Origin of the sequence: Zoogloea oleivorans, assembly GCF_008107625.1 — a bacterium.
In the GTDB taxonomy this organism is placed as follows: Bacteria; Pseudomonadota; Gammaproteobacteria; order Burkholderiales; family Rhodocyclaceae; genus Zoogloea; species Zoogloea oleivorans.
This window is the reverse complement of the sequence record NZ_SDKK01000005.1, coordinates 120,258-146,418: the sequence shown is the minus strand read 5'-3', so window position 1 is coordinate 146,418 and position 26,161 is coordinate 120,258. Positions and strand designations below refer to the sequence as shown.

Annotated in this window: 25 protein-coding genes; 12 read left to right on the top strand and 13 right to left on the bottom strand. The window is 64.6% G+C overall.

Going from position 1 to position 26,161, the window contains the following annotated elements; all coding sequences use genetic code 11:
* The first annotated feature begins 122 nt into the window (after positions 1 to 122).
* The 8 genes from ETQ85_RS06690 to ETQ85_RS06655 are packed head-to-tail and all read left to right on the top strand — an operon-like array spanning position 123 to position 8,623.
* Positions 123 to 1,355: a DUF805 domain-containing protein gene (locus tag ETQ85_RS06690; RefSeq protein ID WP_148578275.1), complete on the top strand. Its 1,233-nt coding sequence runs from the start codon at positions 123 to 125 to the stop codon at positions 1,353 to 1,355.
* Between the two features lie 60 nt (positions 1,356 to 1,415).
* Positions 1,416 to 2,030 carry a CDP-alcohol phosphatidyltransferase family protein gene (locus ETQ85_RS06685; RefSeq protein ID WP_148578376.1) on the top strand — a complete coding sequence of 205 codons (615 nt, stop codon included), beginning with the start codon at positions 1,416 to 1,418 and terminating at the stop codon, positions 2,028 to 2,030.
* A gap of 10 nt (positions 2,031 to 2,040) precedes the next feature.
* On the top strand, positions 2,041 to 3,798 hold the full coding sequence (locus ETQ85_RS06680; RefSeq protein ID WP_148578274.1) for a bifunctional alpha/beta hydrolase/class I SAM-dependent methyltransferase: 1,758 nt from the start codon (positions 2,041 to 2,043) through the stop codon (positions 3,796 to 3,798).
* On the top strand, positions 3,795 to 5,135 hold the full coding sequence (locus ETQ85_RS06675; RefSeq protein ID WP_148578273.1) for a phosphatase PAP2/dual specificity phosphatase family protein: 1,341 nt from the start codon (positions 3,795 to 3,797) through the stop codon (positions 5,133 to 5,135). The genes ETQ85_RS06680 and ETQ85_RS06675 overlap by 4 nt, the downstream gene beginning before the upstream one ends.
* On the top strand, positions 5,125 to 5,610 hold the full coding sequence (locus ETQ85_RS06670; RefSeq protein ID WP_148578272.1) for a hypothetical protein: 486 nt from the start codon (positions 5,125 to 5,127) through the stop codon (positions 5,608 to 5,610). Before ETQ85_RS06675 ends, ETQ85_RS06670 begins: the two co-directional genes overlap by 11 nt.
* On the top strand, positions 5,610 to 6,233 hold the full coding sequence (locus tag ETQ85_RS06665; protein WP_148578271.1) for a lysophospholipid acyltransferase family protein: 624 nt from the start codon (positions 5,610 to 5,612) through the stop codon (positions 6,231 to 6,233). Before ETQ85_RS06670 ends, ETQ85_RS06665 begins: the two co-directional genes overlap by 1 nt.
* A gap of 6 nt (positions 6,234 to 6,239) precedes the next feature.
* Positions 6,240 to 7,184 (top strand): phosphatidate cytidylyltransferase, encoded by a 945-nt coding sequence (locus ETQ85_RS06660; protein ID WP_148578270.1) that lies wholly within the window; start codon positions 6,240 to 6,242, stop codon positions 7,182 to 7,184.
* A gap of 5 nt (positions 7,185 to 7,189) precedes the next feature.
* Positions 7,190 to 8,623 (top strand): bifunctional aminoglycoside phosphotransferase/ATP-binding protein, encoded by a 1,434-nt coding sequence (locus ETQ85_RS06655; RefSeq protein WP_148578269.1) that lies wholly within the window; start codon positions 7,190 to 7,192, stop codon positions 8,621 to 8,623.
* Here the strand turns inward: ETQ85_RS06655 and ETQ85_RS06650 are convergent.
* From ETQ85_RS06650 to mpl, 13 genes are all read right to left on the bottom strand, one after another.
* Positions 8,602 to 8,913, bottom strand: coding sequence for a hypothetical protein (locus ETQ85_RS06650; RefSeq protein ID WP_148578268.1), 312 nt, complete (start codon positions 8,911 to 8,913; stop codon positions 8,602 to 8,604). The genes ETQ85_RS06655 and ETQ85_RS06650 overlap by 22 nt on opposite strands.
* Positions 8,914 to 9,156: 243 nt before the next feature.
* Entirely contained in the window at positions 9,157 to 10,536 is a 1,380-nt protein-coding gene (locus tag ETQ85_RS06645; protein ID WP_148578267.1) for a cbb3-type cytochrome c oxidase subunit I, read from the bottom strand.
* Between the two features lie 27 nt (positions 10,537 to 10,563).
* Positions 10,564 to 10,989, bottom strand: a complete 426-nt coding sequence (locus tag ETQ85_RS06640; RefSeq protein ID WP_148578266.1) for a c-type cytochrome — start codon at positions 10,987 to 10,989, stop codon at positions 10,564 to 10,566.
* Between the two features lie 149 nt (positions 10,990 to 11,138).
* A complete protein-coding gene (locus ETQ85_RS06635) occupies positions 11,139 to 13,163 on the bottom strand; it encodes a response regulator (protein WP_148578265.1) in 2,025 nt (674 codons plus the stop codon).
* 98 nt (positions 13,164 to 13,261) lie between these two features.
* Entirely contained in the window at positions 13,262 to 15,445 is a 2,184-nt protein-coding gene (locus tag ETQ85_RS06630) for a methyl-accepting chemotaxis protein (RefSeq protein WP_148578264.1), read from the bottom strand.
* 586 nt (positions 15,446 to 16,031) lie between these two features.
* Positions 16,032 to 16,688 carry a NapC/NirT family cytochrome c gene (locus ETQ85_RS06625; RefSeq protein WP_148578263.1) on the bottom strand — a complete coding sequence of 219 codons (657 nt, stop codon included), beginning with the start codon at positions 16,686 to 16,688 and terminating at the stop codon, positions 16,032 to 16,034.
* 25 nt (positions 16,689 to 16,713) lie between these two features.
* Positions 16,714 to 17,193, bottom strand: coding sequence for a nitrate reductase cytochrome c-type subunit (locus ETQ85_RS06620; RefSeq protein ID WP_148578262.1), 480 nt, complete (start codon positions 17,191 to 17,193; stop codon positions 16,714 to 16,716).
* Entirely contained in the window at positions 17,193 to 18,068 is an 876-nt protein-coding gene (gene napH, locus ETQ85_RS06615) for a quinol dehydrogenase ferredoxin subunit NapH (RefSeq protein ID WP_246128652.1), read from the bottom strand. Before napH ends, ETQ85_RS06620 begins: the two co-directional genes overlap by 1 nt.
* A 2-nt stretch (positions 18,069 to 18,070) precedes the next feature.
* Positions 18,071 to 18,988 (bottom strand): ferredoxin-type protein NapG, encoded by a 918-nt coding sequence (gene napG, locus ETQ85_RS06610; protein ID WP_148578375.1) that lies wholly within the window; start codon positions 18,986 to 18,988, stop codon positions 18,071 to 18,073.
* 17 nt (positions 18,989 to 19,005) lie between these two features.
* Positions 19,006 to 21,558 (bottom strand): nitrate reductase catalytic subunit NapA, encoded by a 2,553-nt coding sequence (napA, locus tag ETQ85_RS06605; RefSeq protein WP_148578260.1) that lies wholly within the window; start codon positions 21,556 to 21,558, stop codon positions 19,006 to 19,008.
* The gene (locus ETQ85_RS06600) at positions 21,555 to 21,839 is read right to left on the bottom strand and encodes a chaperone NapD (protein ID WP_148578259.1); all 285 of its coding nucleotides are present in this window, start codon (positions 21,837 to 21,839) and stop codon (positions 21,555 to 21,557) included. The genes napA and ETQ85_RS06600 overlap by 4 nt, the downstream gene beginning before the upstream one ends.
* Positions 21,836 to 22,336, bottom strand: coding sequence for a ferredoxin-type protein NapF (napF, locus tag ETQ85_RS06595; protein ID WP_148578258.1), 501 nt, complete (start codon positions 22,334 to 22,336; stop codon positions 21,836 to 21,838). Before napF ends, ETQ85_RS06600 begins: the two co-directional genes overlap by 4 nt.
* 157 nt (positions 22,337 to 22,493) lie before the next feature.
* Positions 22,494 to 23,840: a UDP-N-acetylmuramate:L-alanyl-gamma-D-glutamyl-meso-diaminopimelate ligase gene (gene mpl / locus ETQ85_RS06590; protein WP_148578257.1), complete on the bottom strand. Its 1,347-nt coding sequence runs from the start codon at positions 23,838 to 23,840 to the stop codon at positions 22,494 to 22,496.
* A 153-nt stretch (positions 23,841 to 23,993) separates the two neighbouring features.
* On the opposite strand from mpl, the gene ETQ85_RS06585 reads away from it, so the two are divergent.
* From ETQ85_RS06585 to accB, 4 genes are read left to right on the top strand one after another with little or no spacing between them, the layout of a single operon-like run.
* A complete protein-coding gene (locus ETQ85_RS06585) occupies positions 23,994 to 24,551 on the top strand; it encodes a hypothetical protein (protein ID WP_246128668.1) in 558 nt (185 codons plus the stop codon).
* A complete protein-coding gene (locus ETQ85_RS06580; RefSeq protein ID WP_148578256.1) occupies positions 24,548 to 25,096 on the top strand; it encodes a TlpA family protein disulfide reductase in 549 nt (182 codons plus the stop codon). The genes ETQ85_RS06585 and ETQ85_RS06580 overlap by 4 nt, the downstream gene beginning before the upstream one ends.
* A gap of 57 nt (positions 25,097 to 25,153) precedes the next feature.
* Positions 25,154 to 25,651 (top strand): type II 3-dehydroquinate dehydratase, encoded by a 498-nt coding sequence (gene aroQ, locus ETQ85_RS06575; protein WP_148578255.1) that lies wholly within the window; start codon positions 25,154 to 25,156, stop codon positions 25,649 to 25,651.
* Positions 25,652 to 25,709: 58 nt separating this feature from the next.
* The gene (accB, locus tag ETQ85_RS06570) at positions 25,710 to 26,159 is read left to right on the top strand and encodes an acetyl-CoA carboxylase biotin carboxyl carrier protein (RefSeq protein WP_148578254.1); all 450 of its coding nucleotides are present in this window, start codon (positions 25,710 to 25,712) and stop codon (positions 26,157 to 26,159) included.
* Positions 26,160 to 26,161 lie beyond the last annotated feature (2 nt).

The following is a 26,161-nucleotide window of genomic DNA, read 5'->3' as shown; positions in this document are numbered from 1 at the left end:
CCGGTGGCAGGAAAGGCGCAAGTGTCACGACAGGCGTGCGCCGCCGCGCAACCAACCCGCTGTCATTGCCCGAATATTCCCCGCACCGCTAGAATCAGGCACCACCCCGCCGGAGCTGCATCGTGAACCCCGTTTTCAATGTCGTCTTCTTCGGCGAAACCCTTCCCGGCTACGATCGCGCAGTCGCCCGACAACAATTGCAGGCCCTGCTGAAATGCTCGCCGGCAGCCCTGGAGCAGGTGTTTTCCGGGCAGCGGGTCGGCCTGCGCAAAGGGCTCGACGCCGATGAGGCCAGGCTCTACCAGCTACGCCTCAAGGGCATCGGGCTGATCGTCGTGATCGAGCCGGCCGTTCAGCCCGACGTCGCACAAATCCCGGCCCCGACAGTCGCCGAACCCACGCCAGCCAGCGTTCCCGACGAGACCGTAAGCTGCCCGAAGTGCGGCGAACAGCAACCCCGCCGCACCTTGTGCCGGGCGTGCGCCACCGACATGCCGCGCTTCCAGGCGGCGCTTGAAAATGCGGTGCGCGAGGTCCGGAAAGCCCCCGCGGAAGACGCGCAGGCACAGCCCCCTGCGCACGACGCCTTCGCCGAGCCGGGCAGCCGCCTGCTGGGCCTCGATTTCAAGGGACGCCTCGGGCGCCAGGCCTACTTTCTCGGCGCCACGCTCGGCTTTGCCGCCCTTCTGCTGGCCGGCCTGCTCTTCGTCAAAACCCAGAGCCTTATCCTTGGCGGTCTCGGCCTGCTGCTCTTCATCGTCTACAGCCTCCGCCTTTCCGTCCTGCGCTGCCATGACCTGGGCCGAAGCGGCTGGTGGAGCCTCGCGACGGGCATTCCCTACCTGGGGGCGATCGCCGGAATGATTCTGACCCTGATGCCGGGGCAAAAGGACGACAACAACTGGGGCGCCCAACCCCGCAGCCTGGGCTGGCCAGCGTTTGCGGGCGGCCTGGCCCTCGCCATCGCGTCCATCGCCGGCTTTGCGTCGATGTCCGCCGACCTCTACCGCCTGCCTGCCATGACCCGCCAGGTGCACAGCGGCAGCACGCCCGAGGCCACCTTCAAAGCCCGCTACGATGCCGGCCGCGACCGGATTCTCATGTATTCCCTGTCCACCTGCGGCTATTGCGCCGAGAAGCGGCGCCTTTTCGACCGCCTGGGCGTGCGCTATACCGAGTACATGATCGACGAAGATCAGGCCGCCGAGGATCGTCTGACCAGCCGCATGCGCCAGGCCGGCCTGCCCGTGGATGCCATCGGCACACCAATCATCGAGGTCAACGGCACGCTGCTCCCCAACAACCCGGACCTCGACGAGATCGCCCGGCACCTCACCCGGACCAGCAAGGGCTGAATCCGCACAGCCCGTATGCATGTCAGAATCGGCCCGTCCGCAAACCCACCCGTGCCGAAGATGATCAGCATCTACCAGCTCAAGCCCCGCTTCCAGGCCCTCCTCCGGCCCATCGTCGGCCGCCTTGCCGATGCCGGCGTCACGGCCAACCAGGTAACCCTGGCGGCGATGTGCGTTTCCATCGCCCTCGGCATCGGGCTGTTCCTCCACCCGGACAAGCCCGCCGCCTTCCTGCTGCTGCCTCTGTGGATGTTCCTGCGCATGGCCTTCAATGCCGTCGACGGCATGCTGGCACGGGAATTCGGCCAGCAATCGGCCCTCGGCGCCTATCTCAACGAACTCTCCGACGTGATCTCCGACGCCGCGCTTTACCTGCCCTTCGTATGGATCGCGCCCTTCGGCTGGGGCAGCGTGGGCGCGGTGGTCTTCCTTTCTGCCGTCTCCGAGATGGCCGGCGCACTCGGCCCGATGGTGGGCAGCCCGCGCCAGTACGACGGTCCGATGGGCAAGAGCGACCGGGCCTTCCTGTTCGGCGTGCTGGGCCTGTGGCTGGGGCTGGCCGGCAGCCTGCCCGGCTGGGCCGTGTGGATCATGCCGGCGGCTGTGCTGGCGATCCTGCTCAACACCTTCAACCGCATCCGGAGCGGCGTCCGCCAGGCCCGCGCCCCCCGCTGAGGCTTCACCGATGACCACTGCCCGCCCGGTTACCGAACTTCATTTCGAGACCCACGACGGGGTTTCCCTGTTCTATCGCCACTGGCCTGCCGCTGGCACGCCGCGCGGCGCAGTGGTGATGTTCCACCGGGGCCACGAACACTCCGGGCGCATCGCCCACCTGGCCGACGAGCTGAATCTGGCGGATTTCGACTTCTTCGCCTGGGACGCCCGCGGCCACGGCCATTCGCCCGGCGTGCGCGGCTATTCGCCGAGCTTCGGCACCTCGGTGCGCGACGTGCAGACCTTTGTCGAACACATCCGCGACACCTACGGCATCGCCCTGGCCGACATGGCCGTGCTGGCGCAGAGCGTCGGCGCGGTGCTGGTGTCCACCTGGGCCCACGATTACGCCCCGCAGGTGCGCTGCCTGGTGCTCGCCTCGCCGGCCTTCAAGGTCAAGCTCTACGTGCCCCTGGCCCGCCCCGGCCTGGCCCTGATGGAAAAGCTGCGCGGCAATTTTTTCGTCAACAGCTACGTCAAGGCCAGGTTCCTGACCCACGACCCAGCCCGCCAGGCCAGCTACGACAGCGACCCGCTGATCGCCCGGGCCATCTCGGTGAACATCCTGCTCGGCCTCTACAGCGCCGCCGAACGGGTCGTCGCCGACGCTCAGGCCATCACCCTGCCGACCCAGTTGCTCATTTCCGGCGCCGACTGGGTCGTGCATCACAAGCCCCAGCACCAGTTCTTCGAACGCCTCGGCAGCACGGTGAAGGAAAAGCACGTCCTCGACGGCTTCTACCACGACACCCTCGGCGAGAAAGACCGCCAGCTCGCCACCGACAAGGCCCGCGACTTCATCCTGCGCCAGTTCGCCAGCCCGCCCCAGCGCATCGGGCTGCTGCATGCCGACCTGCACGGCGCCACCAGGGACGAATCCGACGCCCTCGCCCGCCCGCTGCCGGCCTTGAGCCCGCGCGGCCTCTACTGGGCCGCCTACCGGGCCAGCATGAGGCTCGGCGGGCGGCTGTCCGAAGGCGTCGCGCTGGGCCACCGCACCGGTTTCGATTCCGGCAGCACCCTCGACTACGTTTATCGCAACACGCCCACCGGTGCCGGCCCCGTCGGCCGGGCCATCGACCGCAACTACCTCGACGCCATCGGCTGGCGCGGCATCCGCCAGCGCAAACGCCACCTCGAAGAACTCCTGCGCCTCGCCCTCGCCCGCCTGTACACGGAAGGCCAGCCGCTGCGGGTGCTCGACATCGCCGCCGGCCACGGGCGCTACGTGCTCGAAGCCCTGAGCGAAGCCCCGCGCCGGCCCGAATCCATCCTGCTGCGCGACTTCAGCGACATCAACGTGCGCGACGGCGGCGCCCTGATCCGCGAAAAGGGGCTCGAAGCCATCGCCCGCTTCGAGAAAGGCGACGCCTTCGACCGCGCCTCGGTGGCCGCGGTATGGCCCAAACCCACCATCGGCATCGTCTCCGGGCTCTACGAACTCTTCCCCGACAACAGCATGGTGCGCCGCTCCCTGGCCGGCATGGCCGACGCCATGGAGCCCGGCGGCATGCTGCTGTACACCGGCCAGCCGTGGCACCCGCAACTCGAACTCATCGCCCGCGCCCTCACCAGCCACCGGAGTGGCCAGGCCTGGGTGATGCGCCGGCGCAGTCAGGCCGAAATGGACCAGCTGGTGGACGAAGCCGGCTTCGACAAGATTGAGCAGCGCATCGACGAATGGGGCATCTTCACCGTGTCCATGGCCCGGCGGCGCAACCCATGAGGCAGCCCGCGCCCGCCACCGAAGCGGCCATTCCCTGGCAACGGGGCGTCGCCTGGCTGCTCTTCCTGGGGCCCTTCTTCTTCCTGAGCTACGGTTTTGCCAACAGCATGGCCGCCAGCTGGCAGGTGCGCGACGCGCTGGCCTACGACTGGGAGCGGCACATCCCCTTCGTGCCATGGACCATCCTGCCTTACTGGTCCATCGACCTGTTCTACGGTCTGTCCTTCCTGCTGTGCCGCAACAACCAGCAGGTGGACCGCCACGCCCTGCGCCTGCTCAGCGCCCAGTTGGTGTCGGTTGCCTGCTTCCTGCTCTTCCCGCTGCACTTCAGTTTCGAGCGCCCCGCCACCGACGGCGTCTTCGGCGAACTTTTCAACGCCCTCGCAGGCTTCGACATGCCCTACAACCAGGCACCGTCCCTGCACATCGGGCTGCTGGTGATCCTGTGGGTGCGCTTTGCGGCGGCCAGCCGCGGCTGGCTGCGCGTGGCGGTGGATGCCTGGGCGCTGCTCATTGCCGTTTCGGTGCTCACCACCTACCAGCACCACTTCATTGACATTCCCACCGGCGCACTGGTCGGCCTGCTGTGCCTGTGGCTATGGCCGGAGGCCGGGCCGACGCCCTTTGCCCGCGCGCGCCTGAGCCGCTCGCCGCGGCAGTGGCGGCTGACCGGCGCTTACCTGCTGGCCGCCCTCGGCGCTGGCGGGCTGGGCTACGTGCTCGGTGGCGCCGGACTGTGGCTGGTCTGGCTGGGCCTTGCCCTCGGCTTGGTGGCCCTCAATTACGCCCTCCTCGGCCCGGCCGGATTCCAGAAGCAGAATGGCCGTCACAGCCTCGGCGCCGCGCTGCTGCTGGCGCCCTACACCCTCGCCGCGTGGCTCAACTCGCGCCTGTGGACGCGGGCGCACCCCGCCCCCGACCTGATCGCCGACGGCGTGTGGCTGGGCCGTCTGCCCAACGCCGCGGCAATGGAAGCTGGCGGCTTCAAGGCCCTTCTCGACCTCACCGCCGAACTGCCGGCCCCCCGCGGCAACTGGGCCTACGCCGGCCTGCCGTGGCTGGATCTCGTCGCGCCAACCGCGCAGCAGCTGGAACAGGCCGCCGCCTGTATCGACAGGCTGCGCCGCCACGGCCCGCTACTGGTGTGCTGCGCCCTCGGCTATTCGCGCAGCGCCAGTGCGGTGGCCGCATGGCTGGTCAGCAGCGGGCGGGCCGAATCGGTGGATGCAGCCATCGCCATCCTGCAAGGCGCCAGGCCGCACATCGTCCTCGGCGCCGCCCACCGGGACGCCCTCGCCCGCCTGAGTCCGCCGCCGGAGACCGTCGGTGGCGCCTGACACCCCCGAAACCCGCCAGGACGCGGCCACCGCAGCCCTCACCGCCGCCACCCTCGGCCAGGGCCGGCAGCTCGACCTTCTGAGCCTGGCCCTGCTGCTGCTCGCCCTCGCCACCCTGCTGCTGGCCACCACCGGCCTCACCGGGCACGGCCTCCTCGGCGTCAGCGTGACAGCCGGCCTCGTCCAGCGTTACTACGCCTTCCGCTGCGATCTCGACGCCCGTCTCTTTGCCCACTGGGCAGCCTGCTGGTCAGGCCTGTGGGCACCCGATCCGCAAGCAGATCTGGTCGCTTTCGATCACGCCCTGACGGGCGTTTTCGGCACCAGCGAGACACCGACACCGCCTCGTCCGCTGGCCGAGCGGGTGCGCGGCGCCCTGCGCCTGCTGCGCCATCAATCCATCGCGCTGGCCGTCCAGTTCAGCGCCCTCCTCGGCGCCATACTGTGGCACCTGAGCCACACAGGAAGCCCCTGATGTCCCTCGATCACCTCATCGCCTCCGGCCTGTGCGGATTTGCCAAGCTGCTCACCGGCGTGCGCGCCGTGTGGCTGGGCAGCGAACCGGACGCCCGCCCCCGCGTGTACTTCGCCAACCACCGCAGCCACGGGGATTTCGTACTGATCTGGGCCGCGCTGCCGCCCCACCTGCGCCACCGCACCCGGCCGGTGGCGGGGGCCGACTACTGGCTCACCACCGGCCTGCGGCGCTTCCTGATCAACCGGGTCTTTCGCGGCGTGACCATCGACCGTCGGCCCGACCGCCACGGCGCCAACCCCATCGAGCAGATGGGCACAGCGCTGGCCACTGGCGAATCGCTGATCCTCTTTCCGGAGGGCACCCGCAACCTGAATGATGGCGTGCAGACCTTCAAGAGCGGCATCCACCATCTGGTCAAGGCCCACCCGGAGGCCGAATTCATCCCCGTGTGGATCGAAAACCTCGGCCGCGTGATGCCCAAGGGCAGCCTGATCCCGGTGCCCCTGCTGTGCACCCTGACCTTCGGGCCGGCGCTGGCGCTGATCGACGGCGAAAGCCGCGACGCCTTCCTGAACCGCGCCCGCAGCGCCCTCCTCGATCTCGCTCCCCCCGAAGACTGATCCGCCATGAACCTGACCCACGACCTCATCGCCGTCTTCGGCGGCATCTTCGGCCTGCTGGCCGTCTTCAGCGCCATCGGCGCGGTGCTCAAGTACCGGATTTCGCCGGGCGCGCCGCATGGTGTCATCGACAACCTCAACGCCCGCATCAAGGCCTGGTGGGCCATGATCGCCCTCATCGGCGGGGCCATCTGGATCGGCAAATGGGGCGTCATCGGCCTCTTCGGCTTCATCTCCTTTCAGAGCCTGCGCGAATTCGTGTCCCTCACCCACACCCGGCGCGGCGATCACCGGGCGCTGATCTGGAGCTTCTTCGTCTTTCTGCCGCTGCAGTACTACCTCATCGCCATCGACTGGTACGGCCTGTTCTCCATCCTCATCCCGGTATATGCCTTCCTGCTGCTGCCGATTTCCTCGTCGCTCGGCGCCGACACCACGCGCTTCCTGGAGCGTGCCGCCAAAGTCCAGTGGGGGCTGATGATCTGCGTGTATTGCCTGTCCCACGTGCCGGCCCTGCTGACTCTCCAGATCGCCGGTTATGAAGGTCGCAACGCGCTGCTGGTGGTCTTCCTGGTGCTCACCGTGCAATCCAGCGATGTGTTCCAGTACGTGTGGGGCAAGCTCCTTGGCAAGCACAAGGTATCGCCGGCCATCTCCCCGTCGAAAACCGTCGAAGGCCTGGTCGGCGGCGTGCTCACCTCCACGGCGGTCGGCGCCGCCCTGTGGTGGATCACCCCGTTTTCGCCGCTGGAAGCCGGGCTGATCGCGCTGGTCATCAACATGATGGGTTTCTTTGGCGGCTTCGTGCTGTCGGCCATCAAGCGCGACCGCGGCGTGAAGGACTGGGGCGCCATGATCGAAGGCCACGGCGGCATGCTCGACCGGGTCGATTCGATCAGCTTTTCGGCGCCGATCTTCTTTCACATCGTGCGTTACTGGTGGGTGGCCTGAGCCAAATGTTCGCCCCCCTTCCCGACTGGCTGGAAGAGTTCCGTGCTCAACTCGGCGCAGAAGTCATCGAAACCCACATTTCCTGGCTGCTCCTCGCCGACGGCTGCGCCTGGAAGCTGAAGAAGCCGCTCACCCTGCCCTTTCTCGACTATGGCACGCAGGAGAAGCGGCATTTCTTTTGCCAGGAAGAGCTGCGCCTCAACCGGCGCTTCGCCCCGGAGCTGTACCTGGGCCTGGATGAAGCCGGCAACAGCGGCGAATGGGCCGTCAAGATGCGCCGCTTTCCGGAAAGCCAGCGCCTCGACCGGGTGTGCGCCCGGGGCCAGCTGAGGCGGGCCCACTTGTCCGAACTCGCCCAGGTCATTCATGCCCTGCATGCCGGCGCCGCCGTGGCCGGAGCGGACAGCCGCTTCGGCGAACCGGAGCAGGTGCTCGCCCCGGCCCTCGACAACTTCACCGAGTTGCTTCCCCTGCTGCCCGCCGAGTCTTCGCGTCTCGACCGCCTGGCGACATGGACGCAGGCCGAGTTCACCCGCATCCGCGGCCATCTGGCAGCCCGCAAGGCCACCGGCCGGGTGCGCGAATGCCACGGAGACCTGCACCTGGGCAACCTGGTGCTGCTCCACGGACAGGTCATCCCCTTTGACTGCATCGAGTTCAACGAGGATTTCCGCTGGATCGACGTCGCCTCCGAGCTGGCCTTCACCTACGTGGATCTGCTCGACCACCGCCGGCCCGACCTGGCCGCCTGGCTGCTCAACGAATGGCTCGCCGAATCGGGTGACTTCGACGCCGTGCCGGTGCTGCGCTTCTATGCCGTGTACAAGGCCATGGTGCGCGCCAAGGTCGCCGGCCTGTCAGGCACTGCCGAGGTGGCCACCGGCTATCTGGATCTGGCCGAAAGCCTGGCTACGCCGCCCGCCCCCCGGCTGCTCATCACCCACGGCCTGTCCGGTTCGGGCAAGACCACCTGCAGTGGCGAACTGCTGATGGCGGACCCCGTCGCATCGACGCTGCGCCTGCGGGCCGACGTCGAGCGCAAGCGCCTCCACGGCCTGCCACCACTGGCCCGCAGCCGCTCCGACCTGGCCGGCGGCATCTACACGCAGGAGGCCACCGTGCGCACTTATGCACGACTCGGCGAAGTGGCCGGGCTCATGCTCGATGCGGGCTGGTCGGTAATCATCGACGCGGCCTTCCTGAAGCACAGCGAACGGGCAAACTTCCACACGCTGGCCGACCAACACAACGCAGACTTCGCGATCCTCGCCTGTTCGGCGCCCTTCGACGAACTATGCCGCCGCCTGGAGGCACGCCGGGGCGATGCGTCCGAAGCCACCGTGGCGGTGCTCAAAAGGCAGCTCGACTGGGTCGAGCCCCTGACAGCGGACGAACTGCCTCTGGCAATCCACCCCGTTCAGCGTAGCGACCCCACGTAACGCTCGGTCGGGTGGGTAGCCTGGGGACGGATGGCCCGCAGGCGCTCGAGCAGCCCCGGGCCGGACTTCACCTCCACCTCCGGCGCGGCATCCAGTTCCATGGCCACACGCAGCCGGCCGCACAGTTCGGCCAGTTCCCCATTATCGGTGGCCAGTGCGATACGCACGATCTCGCGGGCGTAATCCTTGTTGACCCGCATGTATTCCACATCGGTGATGCGGTTGCCGACTCGTCGCATCAGCAGGTGAATGCGCCCAAGCAGGCCGTAGATGACTGAATCGGATTCCATACAGACTCCCGGTTTGCGGTTTGACAGGATGCGCCGCTCCTGAAGAGCGGATGTGCACCTGCAGCAAATCCCGTGCCGGGCAAAATTCCGTTAAAAACCGCTTCGCAGGCCCACCCCGTGCCCAGCAACAGCCCACGACTCTGGCATATGGCACCGTACTGGTGCGCCTGGGGGCCACTGCCAGATGCGAAAAACCCGGCAACAGCCGGGTTTTTCGGTACGACTCAAGACTTCGCGGGAAGATCAGGCAGCCTTCGCCTTTTCATTACCCCCCACGAAGAAGCTGGCGATGTAGACCAGCAGGCCGATCAGGAACATCACGCCGGCACCTTCACGCAGCCAGTAGAAGATCGTCAGCTGATCCTGTGCGGCCATGAAGGGGATCGGGGTGGCGCTGTAACGTTGCAGCCACACCTGCAGGATGCCTGCTGCGGTCAGGAACAGGGTGATGAAGACCATCGCCACCGTCATCAACCAGAACGACCACATTTCCATCACCTGCGCCTTTTCGCTGTTGGCGGCACGGCCACGCAAGATCGGCATGGCGTAGCTGATGATGGTGATGACGACCATGGCGTAGGCACCATAGAAAGCCATGTGACCGTGAGCAGCAGTGATCTGCGTGCCGTGGGTGTAGTAGTTGACCGGAGCCAGGGTGTGCAGGAAGCCCCACACGCCAGCGCCCAGGAAGGACATCACACCGGTACCGAGGGCCCACAGGGTGGCGGCCTTGTTCGGATGTTCGCGACGGCGACGGTTCACCATGTTGAAGGCAAAGACGGTCATGGCGAAGAAGGGAATCGGCTCCAGCGCGGAGAACACGGAACCCCACCACTGCCAGTATTCCGGCGTACCGATCCAGAAATAGTGGTGACCCGTACCGATGATGCCGGTAACGAGCGACAGGGTCACGATCACGTACAGCCACTTCTCGATCACTTCGCGGTCAACACCCGTCACCTTGATCAGCACGAAAGCCAGCAGGGCACCCAGAATCAGTTCCCACACGCCTTCGACCCAAAGGTGCACAACCCACCACCAGAAGTACTTGTCCATGACCAGGTTGGACGGGTTGTAGAAGGAGAACAGGAAGAACACCGCCAGGCCCCACAAGCCCATCATCAGCACCAGGCCGATGGAGGTCTTGCGGCCCTTCAGCATGGTCATGGTGAGGTTGAACAGGAAGACCAGCGCCACCACCACAATGCCGATCTTGGTCAGCAGGGGCTGTTCGAGGAACTCCCGACCCATGGTTTCCAGGATGTCATTGCCGGTGTACTGCGCCAGGGTGGCGTAGGGCACCAGCAGGTAGCCGAGAACGGTTGCCGCACCGGCGACCAGGAAAACCCAGAACATGAGCAGCGCCAGTTTTGGCGAATACAGCTCGGTCTCGGTTTCCTCCGGAATCATGTAGTAGGCCGCCCCCATGAAGCCGAACAGCAGCCACACGATGAGCAGGTTGGTATGGACCATCCGCGCCACGTTGAACGGAATGGCAGGAAACAGGAAATCACCGATCACATACTGCAGGCCCATGATGAGCCCGAACAGTATCTGTCCGAGGAAAAGCCCGATGGCCGCGATGAAGTAAGGCTTCGCGACCGACTGCGAGGAATATTGCATGTTTATAGCTCCCTTTCAGATCGGCAATCAGCCTTCGATGTTCGGCGGCCAGTTGGCGGTGTTGATTTCCGAGCTGTACTTCAGGAATTCAACGAGGTCGTTGAGCTGCGTTTCCGTAAGGTGGAAGTTGGGCATCTGACGACGTCCGGGTGCACCGGTGGGCTGGGACTGGATCCACGCCTTGATGAACTCGGGGCCACGGCGCTTGTAAACGTTGCCGAGTTCGGGTGCAAAGTAAGCCCCCTCGCCCATCAACGTATGGCAACCGATGCAATTGTTGGTCTCCCACACCTTTTTCCCTGCGACGACGGACGGCGTAAGGTTGGCGTGGTTATCCCGCTTGGGGATGGCTTGCATTGAATCGAAGGTCAGCGCGAGAAACAGGAGCGCAAAAAAGACGGTGCCCCCGAAGAAGATGTTTCGCGCCATGGATTTGGTGAATGTCCCGCTCATGGAACCTCCCTGGATGGCATCGCTGCACGGCGCAGCTTGGAGCGGATGTTCCGGATTGGCAGGGGCCGAGTCCTTGACTGGGGTCAAGGTGGCAGGTTCAGGGCTTGCAACGGCATATCCGGACGTGCTGACGGCCCGGATCGCGCCCCTCAGTCGGGCGCGCCTTTTTGCAGCCAGTGCAGCACCGTGGCGAACAGCACGTCGGTATCGACGGGCTTGGCGATGAAGTCATCCATGCCGGCCTCCAGGCAGCGCGCCTTGTCCTCGGCAAAGGCATTGGCCGTCATCGCGATGATGGGTATGTCCTTGCGATCGGCAAGCGCGCGGATGCGCCGGGCCGCCTCCAGCCCGTCCATCGTCGGCATCTGCATGTCCATCAGGATCAGGTCGTAGGCGTGCTGACGCACCCGCTCAAGCGCCTGGACACCATCCTCGGCGGTATCGACCACCTGCCCGACATCCATCAGCATCATCGAGGCGATCTCCCGATTGATGGGTTCATCCTCGACCAGCAGAAAACGCCGCCCCGGATAGTCGCGGACGAGGATGTCTTCGGCACTGACCGAAGTCCGCACCGGTACCGCCAGGCCTGACGCCAGACCGCTTTTGAGTCGAACGGTAAACCAGAAGGTGCTGCCCTGCCCGAGCGTGCTGCTGGCGCCCGCCGCCCCTCCCATCCGCTCGGCCAGCTTGCGCGTGATCGCCAGCCCCAGACCGGTTCCGCCGTACCTGCGGGTCATCGTGTTGTCGGCTTGCTCGAAAGCCGCGAAGAGTCGCGGTAGCGCATCTTCCGGAATGCCGATGCCGCTATCCTGCACCTCGAAACGCAGCACGGCACTGCCGGCATCCACGTCCACCAGCCTGACCCGCAGCGTGACGCTGCCCGCGTCGGTGAACTTGACCGCATTCGCCGCATAGTTGAGCAGGGCCTGCTGCAACGCGGTGGCGTCGCCAAGCAGGTTGGGTGGCACAGCGTCGGCTTCCGCCCTCAGACGCAGGCCCTTGGCCAGGGCACGGGACTGCAGCATCGACACCACATTATCCAGGATGCTCTCCACCCGAATCACCGACTCCGCCAGCACGAGCTTCCCGGCTTCGATCTTGGAAAGCTCCAGAATGGCATTGATGATGTTCAGGAGGTGTTCGCCCGCCCCTTCGAGCTTGTGGAGCTGCTCGGCCTGCCTGGACGTCAATCCGCCACGACGAATCAGATAGGCCATCCCGGTAATGGCATTCAGCGGCGTCCGGATCTCGTGGCTCATATTGGCCAGAAAGGCACTCTTCGCCACACTCGCCGCCTCGGCCGCCTCCTTGGCACGGGACAGCTCGGCGGTGCGCGCCTCGACCAGTTGCTCGAGGCGGTCGCGGTGGCGGGCCAGCTCATCCTGGGCGGCCTTGTTCTGCGTCACGTCGCGGGTGATCGACAACAGGCACGGAACGCCATTCAGCTCCATGGGCGAAACGGAGAACACGCCCCAGAAAATCTCGCCGTCCTTCTTGCGAAAACGGGCTTCGATTTTCAGGCGAGACTGTTCGTTGCGCAGCCTTTCACTGAAGTTCTGGCGGTCGGCCGGGTCGGCCCATATGCCAAGTTCAAGGGAACTGCGGCCGATGATCTCGTCTCGCGCATAGCGCGTGATCTCAAGGAAAGCCTGATTGACTTCAACGTAAACCCCGCCCTCCAGGGTCGTGATGGCAAGCGCATCGAGCGTGGTCTGGAAGGCCGTGCGATAGCGCTTCTCGCTGTCTTCCAGGGCCAGCCTCGAATTGACGATGTCACTGATGTCGCGGAAGTACCAGGCGCGCCCCAGGTACTGACCATCGCTACTGTGCAGGACGCGCGAGTGGCGCTCCAGGGTGCGCCCGTCCTTCAGCGGAATCTCGCTGACATCCTCCCGGGCAGGATCGGCGTACAAATCCTGCACCCGCTCGAGGAATGCCTTCGGGAATGCCACCCGGGCCAAGACCTGCTCAAGGATTGGCGTGTCGGAGGTATGCAGCAGCGCTTCCAGGGGGCAGGCGGGCGCGGGCAGCCCCCAGACCCTGAAAAACTGTTCATTGACCGAGACGAGCATGCCGGCCTGGTCCACCACCAGAATGCCGTCCGGCACACCGTTCAGGATTGCCCGATGTAATGACGTGCGAAATTCGTCACCGTTCTGAAGGGAAACCATAAAGGCCGTAATTCCTTAACCGAGAGGCCAATTGAAGGGCTGATTTTACTCCTTTAAAAACACCAGACTCCGCAGTGAAACAAACGCACAAAAGCGCTTTATGTTCTGCGCCCCGCCGATGCCCCCGGACGGACGCGGAATCGGCCGACCAGACTGACGAGGTTGGCCGCCTGTTCCCGCAATATCACCGAGGCACTGGCGCACACTTCGGCGTCGCCGCTATTGCGGTTGGTCACCCCATCGATCTGACCGAGACCCGCCGCCACTTCGGAGAAGCCGGACGCCTGCTCCTGGGAGGCCCGCGCGATTTCCGAAAGCAGGGTGGACACCTTTGCCGAGGAACTCAGGATTTCGCCCAAAGCCGCAGAGGTTGTGGCCGCAATGGTGGCGCCCTGACGGGTTTTGTCGGCCGACCCGGCGATCATGCCGGCGGCCTTGCGCGCCGCTTCGGCACTGCGATTGGCCAGATTGCGCACTTCGTCGGCCACGACGGCAAAGCCGCGACCCTGCTCACCGGCGCGGGCCGCCTCAATGGCGGCATTCAGTGCCAGCAGATTGGTCTGCTCGGTGATCTCGTCGATAACCCGGATGATTTCCGTAATGCGGGTACCGGCCTGCTCGATCTCACCCATGGCCCGAACCATCTCGCTCATGTGGCTGCTGGCGCTCACGGCCACCGCCTGGGCAGACTTGGACAGGCTGTCTGCCTGACCCGCGTTGTGCGCATTCTGGTGGGTGTTGGCGGTCATCTGCTGCACCGCACTGCCGATCTCGGTGACCGACGAGGCCGACGCCGCCGCCCCCGCCGACAAGCCCTGGCTCAGCTCGGAAACCTGCTCGGCGCTGGCGGTAATCTCCCGCGCCCCGCCCTGCAGTTGGCAAACCATGTCGTTCAGGTTGTCGAGCATGCGCTGCAGGGCCGAGCCGAGCTGATCGTTGCTCGACGCCAGTTCGATCTCGATGTTCAGATCACCCTGGGAAATACGTTCGGCAATCTCGGCCCGGGCCTGCAAACGGGCCGCCATATCGTTGAGGGCCACCGCCAGGCGGCCCACTTCGTCGTCGGTGTGGTGATCGATGCGGCTCGAAAAATCGCCCAGCCGGATCGTGTTGGCCAGCACCTCCGCCTCGCGGATCGGCCGGCTCAGGGAACCGGCGGCAAACCACAGGAAGCTCGTGCCCCCCAGCGCCACCAGCAGCCCGACCGCCACCTGCCACCAGGCCGACGTACTGGCACGGCTCGACAGATCCTTGTCCAGCGCGTAGGCGTCGGCGAGCACCACATCCTTGCTGACCTTGATCATGACCGACCAGGGCTTGCCCGTGCGGCCCAGCTGGATCGGCGCCAGGGCCGTGATGATGCCGGTGCGCTCATCCACCGAAGACACCGACTTGCCGGCCTGGATATCGGCCAGCACCGTCTTCCAGCCCTCGCCCGGCATCACCTCCTGGAAATGCTTGCCGATGAGATCGGGCTTCTCGCTGTCGGCAACGATCAGACCCATGTTGCTGATGATCACCACCTCGCCCTTGCCATCGAACAATCCACGGTCGGCATGCTGGGACAGCTCCTGGACAAAATCCAGGTTGTAGTCGGTCCCCGCCACACCCATGAACTTGCCGTTCACCACAATGGGCACCGACAGGGTGGTAAGCCACACCTGCTTGCCCTGCACGATGTAGGGGAAGGGATCGAGCACGCTCTCGGTCTGGGTATCCCGCGGGCCGATGTACCAGCCGCCCTTCAGCACCCCATTGGGATGCTTGTCCATGGTGTCGTATTCCACCAGCGGCTGAACGGCGATATTGCCCTTCGCGTCCCGGTTCCAGTAGGGGGTGAAACGGCCATGCTTTTCGTTGTTGCCATCGCGCCCGGTACGGAACTGGTCGTCCCGCCCGTCGAGGGCATTGGGCTCCCAGCAGGAATAGGTGCCGTTGAAATCGGGGTTGTGCTTGAGCACATTGAGCAGGACCGCATTGATCTGGTTGCGGCCAAGGGTCAGCCCGTTGTCCTGCTTGCCCAGTTCGAAGACATGCGCCATGGTGCGGGCGGCGTCGAGGGCCACGTCGAATTTCGCCTGGATGGTGCCGGCCTGGGTGCCGGCCACACCCTTCAGGCTCGCCAGGGTACTGTCCTTCACCTGCCCGCTCACCCGGGTGCTGACCAAATCCTGGGTATCCCGGGCCGAATAGACGCCGTAGCCGACGGTGGACACCACCGCACCCACCAAACACGCCCCCGCCACCGCAGAAATCCGGTGCTGTATCGAACTGAATTTCATCGCTAATCCTCTGTGAGTCGTTTCCCTACACCAAAACGGACACTGTCCATTTCAGACACATCGTTTGACAAACGGACTGCCGGGACAGAGCATTTCCGCTACATTTCGGAACGCATTGGTATCTTTTCGGAAATCGGTACAAACAGAGAAAGTTGCATGCCAGAAGAGGCAGGCAGGGCCGCCTGCGCGCACCACACCTTCCCGCAAGCTGCGGCCCCGAACTCACAGTCAACACCGCTGAACTGACATCCATCACCAGGCCCCTCATGACAATCACCAGGGTCTGAGGAAGAATCATCAAAGCCCTGACGCCCGGCATCAGGGCCTTCATGCCGGGCGTCAGGGCGCGCCTAAAAACCATGAGGCGCTTCATGCCCACCATGAAGCGCCTCATGAAAGTCGTCAGCGCCCTGATGATTGCCATCGAGTGCTGGATCGCCGGCCTCTACACCCTGACGGCAATCGTCGGCCGCCGCACCACCACCGTCAGCGGCGGTATAAAAGCCGACGGGCCGCAAAAAGCGGCCCGTCGACTCCCCATACCAAGCCTCGCGGCCCGGCGTTCTGCTCTCCCTCTCTCCTTCGTTCAGCCCTTGGCAGGCTTGTCGGCTTCGGGCTTGGCCTCTTCAGGCTTGACCGGCGGATGGAACTCTTCCGGCGTGGCGCCTTGCTTCGGCGCGCCAATGGCCTGTTCCACTTCCGGCAGCGTGTGGGCAATGCCCTTGTGGCAGTCGATACAGGTCTTGCCTTCGTTCAAGCCCGTCTGGTGTGCCTTGGACGAGCGACGCCCCTGTTCGGCGTAGTCAAAGCCGTCGTAGTTGTGGCAATTGCGGCACTCGCGCGAGTCGGTCTTCTTCATCCGCTCCCATTCATGCTTGGCCAGTTCAAGCCGCTTGGCGTTGAACTTCTCGGGCGTGTCGATGGTACCCAGGACCTTGTGCAGGACTTCGTTGGACGCCTGGATCTTGCGGATCATCTTGGGGCCCCAGGCCTTCGGCACGTGACAGTCCGGGCAGGTAGCCCGCACGCCGGAGCGGTTGGAGGCGTGGATGGTGTTGCGGTACTCCTGATAGACGTTGTCCTTCATCTCGTGGCAGGAGATGCAGAACTCTTCACGGTTGGTCCATTCCATGGCCGTGTTGAAGGCGCCCCAGAACAGGATGCCGCCGATGAAGAGCATCGCGGCAAAGCCCCAGCCCATCGCCCTGATGCGGCCGACGAAGCCTTTCTTGTTGGTTTCCATTTATCCGACTCCCTTTGTCTGTCGCTCAGCGCATTCCTGTGCCGGGCTTGAAGGTGTTGCCCACCAGCGGCTTGGCGTCGCTCTGCGGCACGTGGCACTGGCTGCAGAAGTAGCGGCGCGGCGACACGCTGGACAACTCCTGGCCGTCACGATCCTTGAAGTGGGTCACCGAAATCTTGGTGGCACCGGACTCCTTGGCGCGCGCCCAGGCGTGGCAGTCGAGACACTTGTTGAAGTTCTTGGTGATGTTGTAGCCCTTGATCGTATGCGGGATCAAGGGCGGTTGCTGCACGAAGTCCCGCGGCAGGGGCGGCTGGTCGCGGCCCTGACGCGTGCCATCGCCTTCCGGATCGCTGGCGTTGATCTCGGCACCACGCAGGCTTTGCAGCTTGACGGGCGCTTCGGTGGCAGCCACCACAACAGCGGGAGCGAGGAAAGTCTGCGCCAGGCACAGGGCCAGCGCTGCCGCACGCAGGCGGGTGGAATTGAGGGTCGGCTTGTTCATCACTCGCTCCTTTGGTCAAACCTGTGGGTCATTTTGAAAACCTGTTTGTCACACACATCAATGCAGCGGCCACAGGTGGTGCAGTCTGAGGCCAGGATAAGCGGGCTTTCCTGCCCGACCTTCTTGAGGGCCGGGCGGATTACCTGGGGTTCGGGGCAGACGGCGAAGCAGTCCATGCAGTCGTCGCAGGCCTTGCGGTTGGGCGCGGCGACGCGCAGCAGGGCTTTTTTGCCGAGCAAACCGTAAAAGGCACCGACCGGGCACAGGTGGCCGCACCAGCCGCGGCTGGCCACCAGCAGGTCGTACATGAAGATGCCGGCAATGACGAACACGCCACCGCCCATGCCGAAAATCAGGCCCCGCTGCAGCAGGGACACCGGATTGACCCATTCCCAGGCCAGCGTGCCGGTAAGTGCAGCGGCGAGCAGCAAGCCGCCAAGCAGCCAGTAGCGGGTATTGGCGTCGGGCACCCGGCCGGTCTTGATGCCAAGCCGACGCCGCGACCAGGCAGCGGCATCGGTGACCACATTCACCGGGCACACCCAGCTGCAGAACACCCGCCCGCCGATCAGCAGGTAGAAGCCAAGGACAATGGCGGCGCCGATCAATGCGCTGCTGTAGGGCAAATGGCCGGTGACCAGGGTCTGCAGAACCAGCAAGGGGTCGGTGAGCGGCAGCACGCCGAGGGTCAGCGACGAGGACAGGTTGCCCTTGGCAATCCATACGCCGAACCACGGGCCACTGAGGAAGGCCAGCAGGATCAGCAACTGGCTGGCCCGGCGCAGGATCAGCCAGCGCTGGCGCTGCCACAGGCTGCGGGCGGGCGCACAGCCGGAATCGGCGGAGGGCTTGATGGAAACGGTCGTGGTGGCCATGGTCATGGCTTCCAGCGGGAGTCGAGACCACTGCGGATGCCGCCTGCCGCCTTCGCGGGCGGCGGCGCAACACTCGGCGCGACTGGAGCCGAGCCGGTCGGCGCCGTCACGGTCTCGGTGGCGGCACGACCGGCGGTGGAGCCTTCAAAGCCGCGGGCAGGCATTTCAACCTGATCGCCAATCAAGGAACCACCGTGACGGGCCTTTTCTTCCCAGCTCTTGCGGTAATGCGCCGGCAGGGCCCCCTGGGCGAGCTGACGCGGGAAGACCTTGATCGCCGCCTCGGGCAGCACGCAGGATTTTTCGCACTTGCCACAACCGGTGCAGGCGTCCGAATGGACGGTGGGCAACAGCATGGCGTGCCGGTCGGAGCGCGGGTTGTGGTGCGTTTCGAGGGTGATCGCCTTGTCGATGACCGGGCACACCCGGTAGCAAACGTCGCAGCGCAGACCGAGAAAATTGAGGCAGCTCTCGTGATCGACGAGGGCTGCGAGACCCATCTGGGCCTTGTTGATGTCGGTGAGCTGGCGGTCCAGCGCACCGGTGGGGCAAGCCTTCACGCAGGGAATGTCGTCGCACATTTCGCAGGCGATCTTCCGGGCGGTGAAATAAGGCGTGCCGGTGGCGACCGGGTCGCCCAGGTCGGAAAGCTTGAGGGTGTCGTAGGGGCAGTCGCGCACACACAGGCCACAGCGCACGCAGGCGGCCAGGAAGTCGGCCTCCGGCAGCGCACCGGGCGGACGCAAAGCCTGGGCCGGCAAGGCCGCTGCCTGGCGCGAGTACAAGCCCGCGCCCAGCGCCAACAGGCAGCCGCCGCCAGCCGCGGCAGCCACGCTGTTGATGAACTTGCGCCGCGCCAGCGACGCCGGAGAAGCGGCGGTCGATGGCGTGCGGGCAGTTTTTTTGCCGGTGTCCACGATGAACCCTTTTTTCCTGCTTAGGCGCGAAGCACCTTGACCGCGCACTTCTTGAAGTCGGTCTGCTTCGAGATCGGGCAGGTGGCATCAAGAGTGAGCTTGTTCACCAACTTCGATTCATCGAAGAAGGGCACGAAGATCAGGCCGACCGGGGGCTTGTTGCGCCCCTTGGTCTCGATGCGGGCCAGCATCTCGCCACGCCGCGAAACCACCTTCACCTGCATGCCGCGCTGCAGACCGCGCTTCTTGGCGTCGTCCGGGTGCATGAAGACTTGCGCTTCCGGCACGGCCTTGTGCAGTTCGGGCACGCGACGGGTCATGGTGCCGGTATGCCAGTGCTCCAGCACACGGCCGGTGCACAGCCACATGTCGTACTCGGCATCGGGCTTCTCGGGAGGATCCTGGTAGGGCAGCGCGAAGATGACCGCCTTGCCGTCCTTGTGGCCGTAGAACTTCACGCCCTCACCGGTCTTCACGTAGGGGTCGTAGCCTTCACGGTAGCGCCACAAGGTTTCCTTGCCATCGACCACCGGCCAGCGCAGGCCGCGCGCCTTGTGATAGACGTCGAAGTTGGCCAGATCGTGACCGTGGCCGCGACCGAACTGGGCGTATTCCTCGAACAGGCCCTTCTGCACGTAGAAGCCGAAAGCCTCGGCTTCGTCGTTGGTATAGCCCTTGATGGCGTGATCGTTCACCTTGGCCAGCTCGCTCTTCGGGAACTTGTTGACCACCTTGTTGGCGTACAGCACGTCGTAGAGCGTCTTGCCCTTCAGCTCGGGCTTCTTGGCGATCAGCTCGGCCGGCCACACTTCCTCGACCTTGAAGCGCTTGGAGAACTCCATGAACTGCCACAGGTCGGAGCGGGCTTCGCCCGGCGCCTTGACCTGCTGGCGCCACACCTGGGTACGCCGTTCGGCGTTGCCGAAGGCGCCTTCCTTCTCGGTCCACATGGCGGAGGGCAGGATCAGGTCGGCGGCCATTGCGGACACCGTCGGATACACATCGGAAACCACAACAAAAGCCGCCGGGTTGCGCCAACCCGGATAGATTTCCTGGTTGACGTTGGGACCGGCCTGCATGTTGTTGGTGGTGCTGGTCCAGTAGCACTTGAGCTTGCCATCCTTCAGGGCGCGGCTCTGGGCCACGGCGTGGAGGCCGATCTTGTCAGGGATGGTGCCGTCCGGCAGTTGCCAGATTTCCTCGGCGTGCTTGCGGTGCTCCGGGTTGGTCACCAGCATGTCGGCCGGCAGGCGATGGGCAAAGGTGCCCACTTCGCGCGCAGTGCCGCAGGCGGACGGCTGGCCGGTCAGCGAGAACGGACCGGAACCCGGCGTGGCGATCTTGCCCACCAGCAGGTGGACGTTGTAGATCATGTTGTTCGCCCAGGTACCGCGGGTATGCTGGTTGAAACCCATGGTCCAGAAGCTGACGACCTTCTTCTTCGGGTCGGCATACAGCTCGGCGAGCTTCTTGAGGCGCTCGGCCGGCACGCCGGAGAGCTTGGAGACTTTCTCCAGGGTGTATTCGGAAACGAACTTCTTGAACTCTTCGAAGTTGCTCGGCTTGGCGTCGCTGGGGTTGTTCTTGGGCTTGCCGTCGGCGCCGGGGTAGCCGTTGAACTTGGCATCCTTTTCCAGCACGTTGTTGGGGCGCAGACCGAAACCGATGTCGGTTTCGCCCATCTTGAAGTTAACGTGGGCCTTGATGAAGTCCTGGTTAACCTTGCCCGACTGGATGATGTGGTTGCAGATGTAATTGAGGATCGCCAGGTCGGTGTTGGGCACGAAGATCATGCCGTTGTCGGCCAGCTCGAAGCTGCGATGCTCGAAGGTGGACAGCACGTGCACCTGGGTGTCGGTCTTGGTCAGGCGACGGTCGGTGATGCGGGTCCACAGGATGGGGTGCATCTCGGCCATGTTCGAGCCCCACAGCACGAAGGCGTCGGCCTGCTCGATGTCGTCGTAGCAGCCCATCGGCTCGTCCATGCCGAAGGTGCGCATGAAACCGGTCACTGCCGAAGCCATGCAGTGGCGGGCGTTGGGGTCGAGGTTGTTGGAGCGGAAGCCGGCCTTCATCAGCTTGGAGGCGGCGTAGCCTTCAAAAATGGTCCATTGGCCGGAACCGAACATGGCGACCGAGCCCGGCCCGTCGGCCTTCATGGCGGTCTTCCACTTTTCGGCCATGATGTCGAAGGCCTGGTTCCAGCTGATCGGGGTGAACTCACCGTCCTTGCTGTACTTGCCGTCCTTCATGCGCAACAGCGGCCGCGTCAGGCGGTCCTCGCCATACATGATCTTCGACAGAAAATAACCCTTGATGCAGTTGAGGCCCCGGTTCACCTGGGAATCCGGATCCCCCTGGGTGGCCACCACGCGGCCGTCCTGCACGCCCACCAGCACCGAACAGCCGGTGCCGCAGAAACGGCAGGGTGCCTTGTCCCAGCGCACCTTGCTGTCACCGGCCGGGGCAGCTCCGTCCTTGGGAGCCGCCAGCACCGGAATGGAGATGCCGGCCGAGGCGGCGGCGGTGGCGATCGCCTGGGTCTTGATGAAGTCGCGTCGATTGATGGTCATGATTGAGCCTCCTCGCAAGGGGAATTCGTTGCTGGCTGATGATTTGAAACTTGAACGTCGCGGTGTTCGTAGGCCAGGGTTGCCGCAAGCACCTGCGGAACCCGGTGAATGGCGATCAGGGTGTCGGACACGGCCGCACCTTCCGCATCCTCGACGGTGACCACGAGCTTGCCGTCGGACGACATGCCGTGACACTCGACACCGGGGAAAGCGGTCAGCGCGGCTTCCGCTTCGGCGCGCGCCTCTGGACGGATGCGCAGGACGAGACTGACTATGTTCATGGAAGCTCCGACTCTGGATTGAGGGCCACGCGCTGAACGGCCAGGACCGGACAGGTGGGAATGCAGGCACCGCAGCCGTTACAGGCGGTGTTATCCACGTCCGGCAGGGCCACCCCGCCGATACGCGGACGAAAACGGATCGCGCTTACATCGCAGATTTCGCCGCACACGCGGCATTCCACGTTCTGGGCCGCCAGGCAGCCTTCGCCGATGGCAATGCCGAAGGACCAGGGGGTTTGCGCCACATCGCGACCGATGGCGCCGGTGGTGCAGGCGCGGGAGCAATCACCACAAAAGGTGCACGACGCGGCGGAAAAATCAGCCACCGGGTAGTCGCCCGAGCCACGCACCAGCAGGCTTGTCGGGCACACCTTCAGGCAGTCGTCGCAGCGGGTGCAACGATCAAGAAAGAGAGACTCGGATGCGCTCCAGGGCGGTCGGAACGGCGCCGGGGCAGGCGCACGGCCACCCAAAAAGCGACGTCGGGAAGCATCCATTGTGAGATCAGGGTTATTTCAGAACGCATCGATGATATTGCTCACCATAGATAGAAACCTTGATCTGTGCGAAGAAAATCAATGTTGCAGCGCAGAAGCAAAAAGGCCCGCTGGAACGCAGCGGGCCTTGAGATGAGGCGTGGGAGGAAGCGTCGTTTCAGCCGCCCAGGGCCACCAGCAGCTTGCCGTGAATGCCGCCAAAACCACCGTTGCTCATGACCAGAATGCGATCACCGTCTTGCGCCTCGGCAACGATGGCCGCCACCAGCGCGTCCAGATCATCCTCGACGAGCGTCTTGCCGGCGATCGGCGCCAGCGCCTCACGGGCGTCCCAACCCAGGTTGGCCCCGTAGCAGAAGACCTTGTCGGCCTCGGTCAGGCTGGCCGGCAGCTGATCCTTCATCACGCCCAGCTTCATCGTGTTGGAGCGCGGCTCGAGCACCGCGAGGATGCGCGCCTTACCCACCTGGCGGCGCAGGCCTTCGACGGTGAGGGTGATCGCCGTCGGGTGATGGGCAAAGTCGTCATACACCGCCACGCCGCGCACGGTGCCACGCAGCTCCAAACGACGTTTGACGCCCTCAAAACGGGTCAGCGCGTCGAGCGCCACTTCAGGCGTGACGCCCACGTGACGCGCCGCGGCGATGGCCGCCAGCGCGTTCGCCCGGTTATGGCGGCCGGACAGGGGCAGCCGCTGGCGGCCGATCTCCTTGCCGCGGAAGCGCACCACCACTTCATCCTCCACCGAACCTTCGGCCACTGACCAGCCCGCCGCGTCGTTGAACCACTCCAGCTCGGACCAGCAACCGCGCGCAATCACCCGCGGCAGGGTTTCCTCGGCCGCATTGGCGATGATTCGGCCAGATTTCGGCACGATCCGCACCAAATGATGGAATTGAGTCTCGATCGCCGCCAGATCAGCGAAAATATCGGCATGATCGAATTCGAGGTTGTTCAGGATCGCCGTGCGCGGGCGATAGTGAACAAACTTGGAGCGCTTGTCGCAGAAGGCCGTGTCGTACTCGTCGGCCTCAATGACGAAGAAGGGTGACTCGGTAAGCCGCGCCGACAATCCGAAGTTCTTCGGCACGCCACCCACCAGAAAGCCCGGATTGAGACCCGCGTCCTCCAGGATCCACGCCAGCAGCGACGTCGTCGTGGTCTTGCCGTGCGTGCCGGCCACCGCCAGCACCCAGCGCCCCTGCAGTACGTTCTCGGCCAGCCACTGGGGGCCGGACACATAGGGCAGGCCCTTGTCGAGAATTTCCTCGAGCAGCGGATTACCGCGGGAAATCGCATTGCCAACAACGAAAACATCCGGACTCAGCTTCAGCTGGTCGACCCCATAGCCTTCGACCAGGCCGATGCCCTGCTCCTCCAGCTGGGTGCTCATCGGCGGATAGACGTTGGCATCGCAGCCCGTCACGGTGTGGCCGGCGGCGCGCGCCAGCAAGGCCACGCCACCCATGAAGGTGCCGCAGATCCCGAGAATGTGAATGTGCATGTAGTCCGTGAGCGCGGCCGAAACAGCGCCGCAACAGTCGTGTGTAGAATGGAGGACATTCTAATCGAACGGGGAGCACCGACCGCCATGCCGCGCCCTGTCGTTCTGAACCGCGGCAACCTGCGCCGCGAAATCGCCGCCCTGGCGGCGCGCATGATCGCCGAAGACGGCATCAACGATTATGGCTTTGCCAAGCGCAAGGCCGCCCGCCAACTGGGCGCCAGCAACGCCGACGAGCTCCCCAACAACGCCGAGATCGAAGCGGAAGTCCGCACCTACCTGGCTGTTTTCCAGGACGAAGAACACCTGGAACGCCAGCATGTGATGCGTCTGGCGGCCATCGAAATCATGCGCGAACTGGAGCCCTTCCGCCCCTATCTTGTCGGTGCCGTGCTGGAAGGCACCGCCGGACGCTATTCGGAAATCGAAATCGACCTGTTTCCCGAAAGCGCCAAGGAAGTGGAAATCTTCTTCCTCAACCAGGACGTGGCTTACGAACACAAGGAGCCGCGTCGCAACCAGCCGGACGCCCCGGAGGCCATCCTGGTCTTCGACTGGGACGAGATCCCCGTCAAGCTGCGCATCTACGCCCAGGACGCAGAACGCCTCCATCGCCGCCCCCACGGCGCCCGACAGATGGAACGCGCCCGTCTTTCCGGCGTCGAAGCCCTCGTCAATGAAACTCCGGCTGCGGCCAATACCCCTCCATGAATCGCGGAATCTCCTTCGTTCTCGTCCCCCTCGTGGCCCTGCTTGCCGGCGGCGCCGGCGTTCTCTACGCCCGCAAGGAGGCCCCTGTGGCAGCGGCCTCTCCAGCACAAAGTGCAGCCCTCGCCAAGCTGCTGGCCCTTGAACTGCCCGACACCAAGGGCGTCAAGCAGCCCCTCGCCCAATGGAAGGGCAAGGTGCTGGTAGTTAACTTCTGGGCCACCTGGTGCCCGCCCTGCCGCAAGGAAATCCCGGCCTTTTCGGCGATGAGCCAGAAATACGCCGACAAGGGCGTTCAGTTCGTAGGGATCAGCATCGATACGGAGAAGAACGTCAGCAACTTCCAGACGGCGCAGAAAGTCAGCTATCCGCTGGTGATCGCCTCGCCAGCCGTGGTTCAACTCACCGAAGAACTCGGCAATGCCTCCCAGGGCCTTCCCTTTACATTGATCATCGACAAAAATGGCGCCATCAGCCAGATCAAGCTCGGAGCCCTCTCCGAGGACGAACTTGATCGCAAACTGGCCGGACTGAGCCAACCCCGATAAGCCGGGAAAGCCGTCCAAGGTGGACAAATTGCGTCGAATTACGGCAAACTTGCACACATGACGCGGAAAAATCGCACCCAGGAAGCCAGCCCCGAGGACCTGCCGCAGCACCGCATTCTCGTTCTGCATGGCCCCAACCTCAATTTGCTCGGTCGCCGTGAACCCGGCATCTACGGGCTCACCACCCTCTCCGACATCCATCTCGCCATGGAGAGCCGGGCCAAGGCCGACGCGGTCCTGCTGGAATCCTTCCAGAGCAACCACGAAGGCGAACTGATCGACCGGGTCCAGGCGGCCAGCGCTGAAGGGGTCGATTTCATCATCATCAACCCGGCCGGCTACACCCATACCAGCGTTGCGCTGCGGGACGCCTTGGCCGGGGTCGACATTCCGTACGTCGAAGTGCATCTGTCCAATATCCACGCCCGCGAGCCGTTCCGTCATCACTCCTACTTTTCCGACAAGGCTGTCGGAGTGATCTGCGGACTGGGCGCCCAGGGCTACCAACTCGCCCTCGAGTTCGCCCTCGCCCGTCTCCGCGCCGCTCGCGGCTAAATCAGACATCGGCAGGCCCGCCGTCCGGCGAGCCGCCCAATACATCAAGGGGAATACTATGGATCTTCGCAAGCTCAAGAAATTGATCGACCTGGTCCAGGAATCCGGCATCTCCGAGCTGGAAGTCACCGAAGGCGAGGAAAAGGTCCGCATCGCCAAGCATGTCACCGGCCCCGCCCCGGTCAATTACGTCACCCAAGCACCCGCTGCCCAGCAGATGGTCGCAGCACCTGCTGCCGCCCCCGCGGCTCCGGCCGAACCGGCCCTGCCCGAAGGCCACGTGGTCAAGTCGCCGATGGTCGGCACCTTCTACCGCTCCAGCGCCCCCGGCGGCAAGGCCCTGGTGGAAGTCGGCCAGAACGTCTCGCTCGGCGACCCCCTGTGCATCATCGAAGCGATGAAGCTCATGAACGAAATCGAATCGGACGGCACTGGCGTCATCAAGGCCATCCTGGTCGAAAACGGCGAACCCGTGGAGTACGGCGAACCCCTCTTCATCATCGGCTGAGC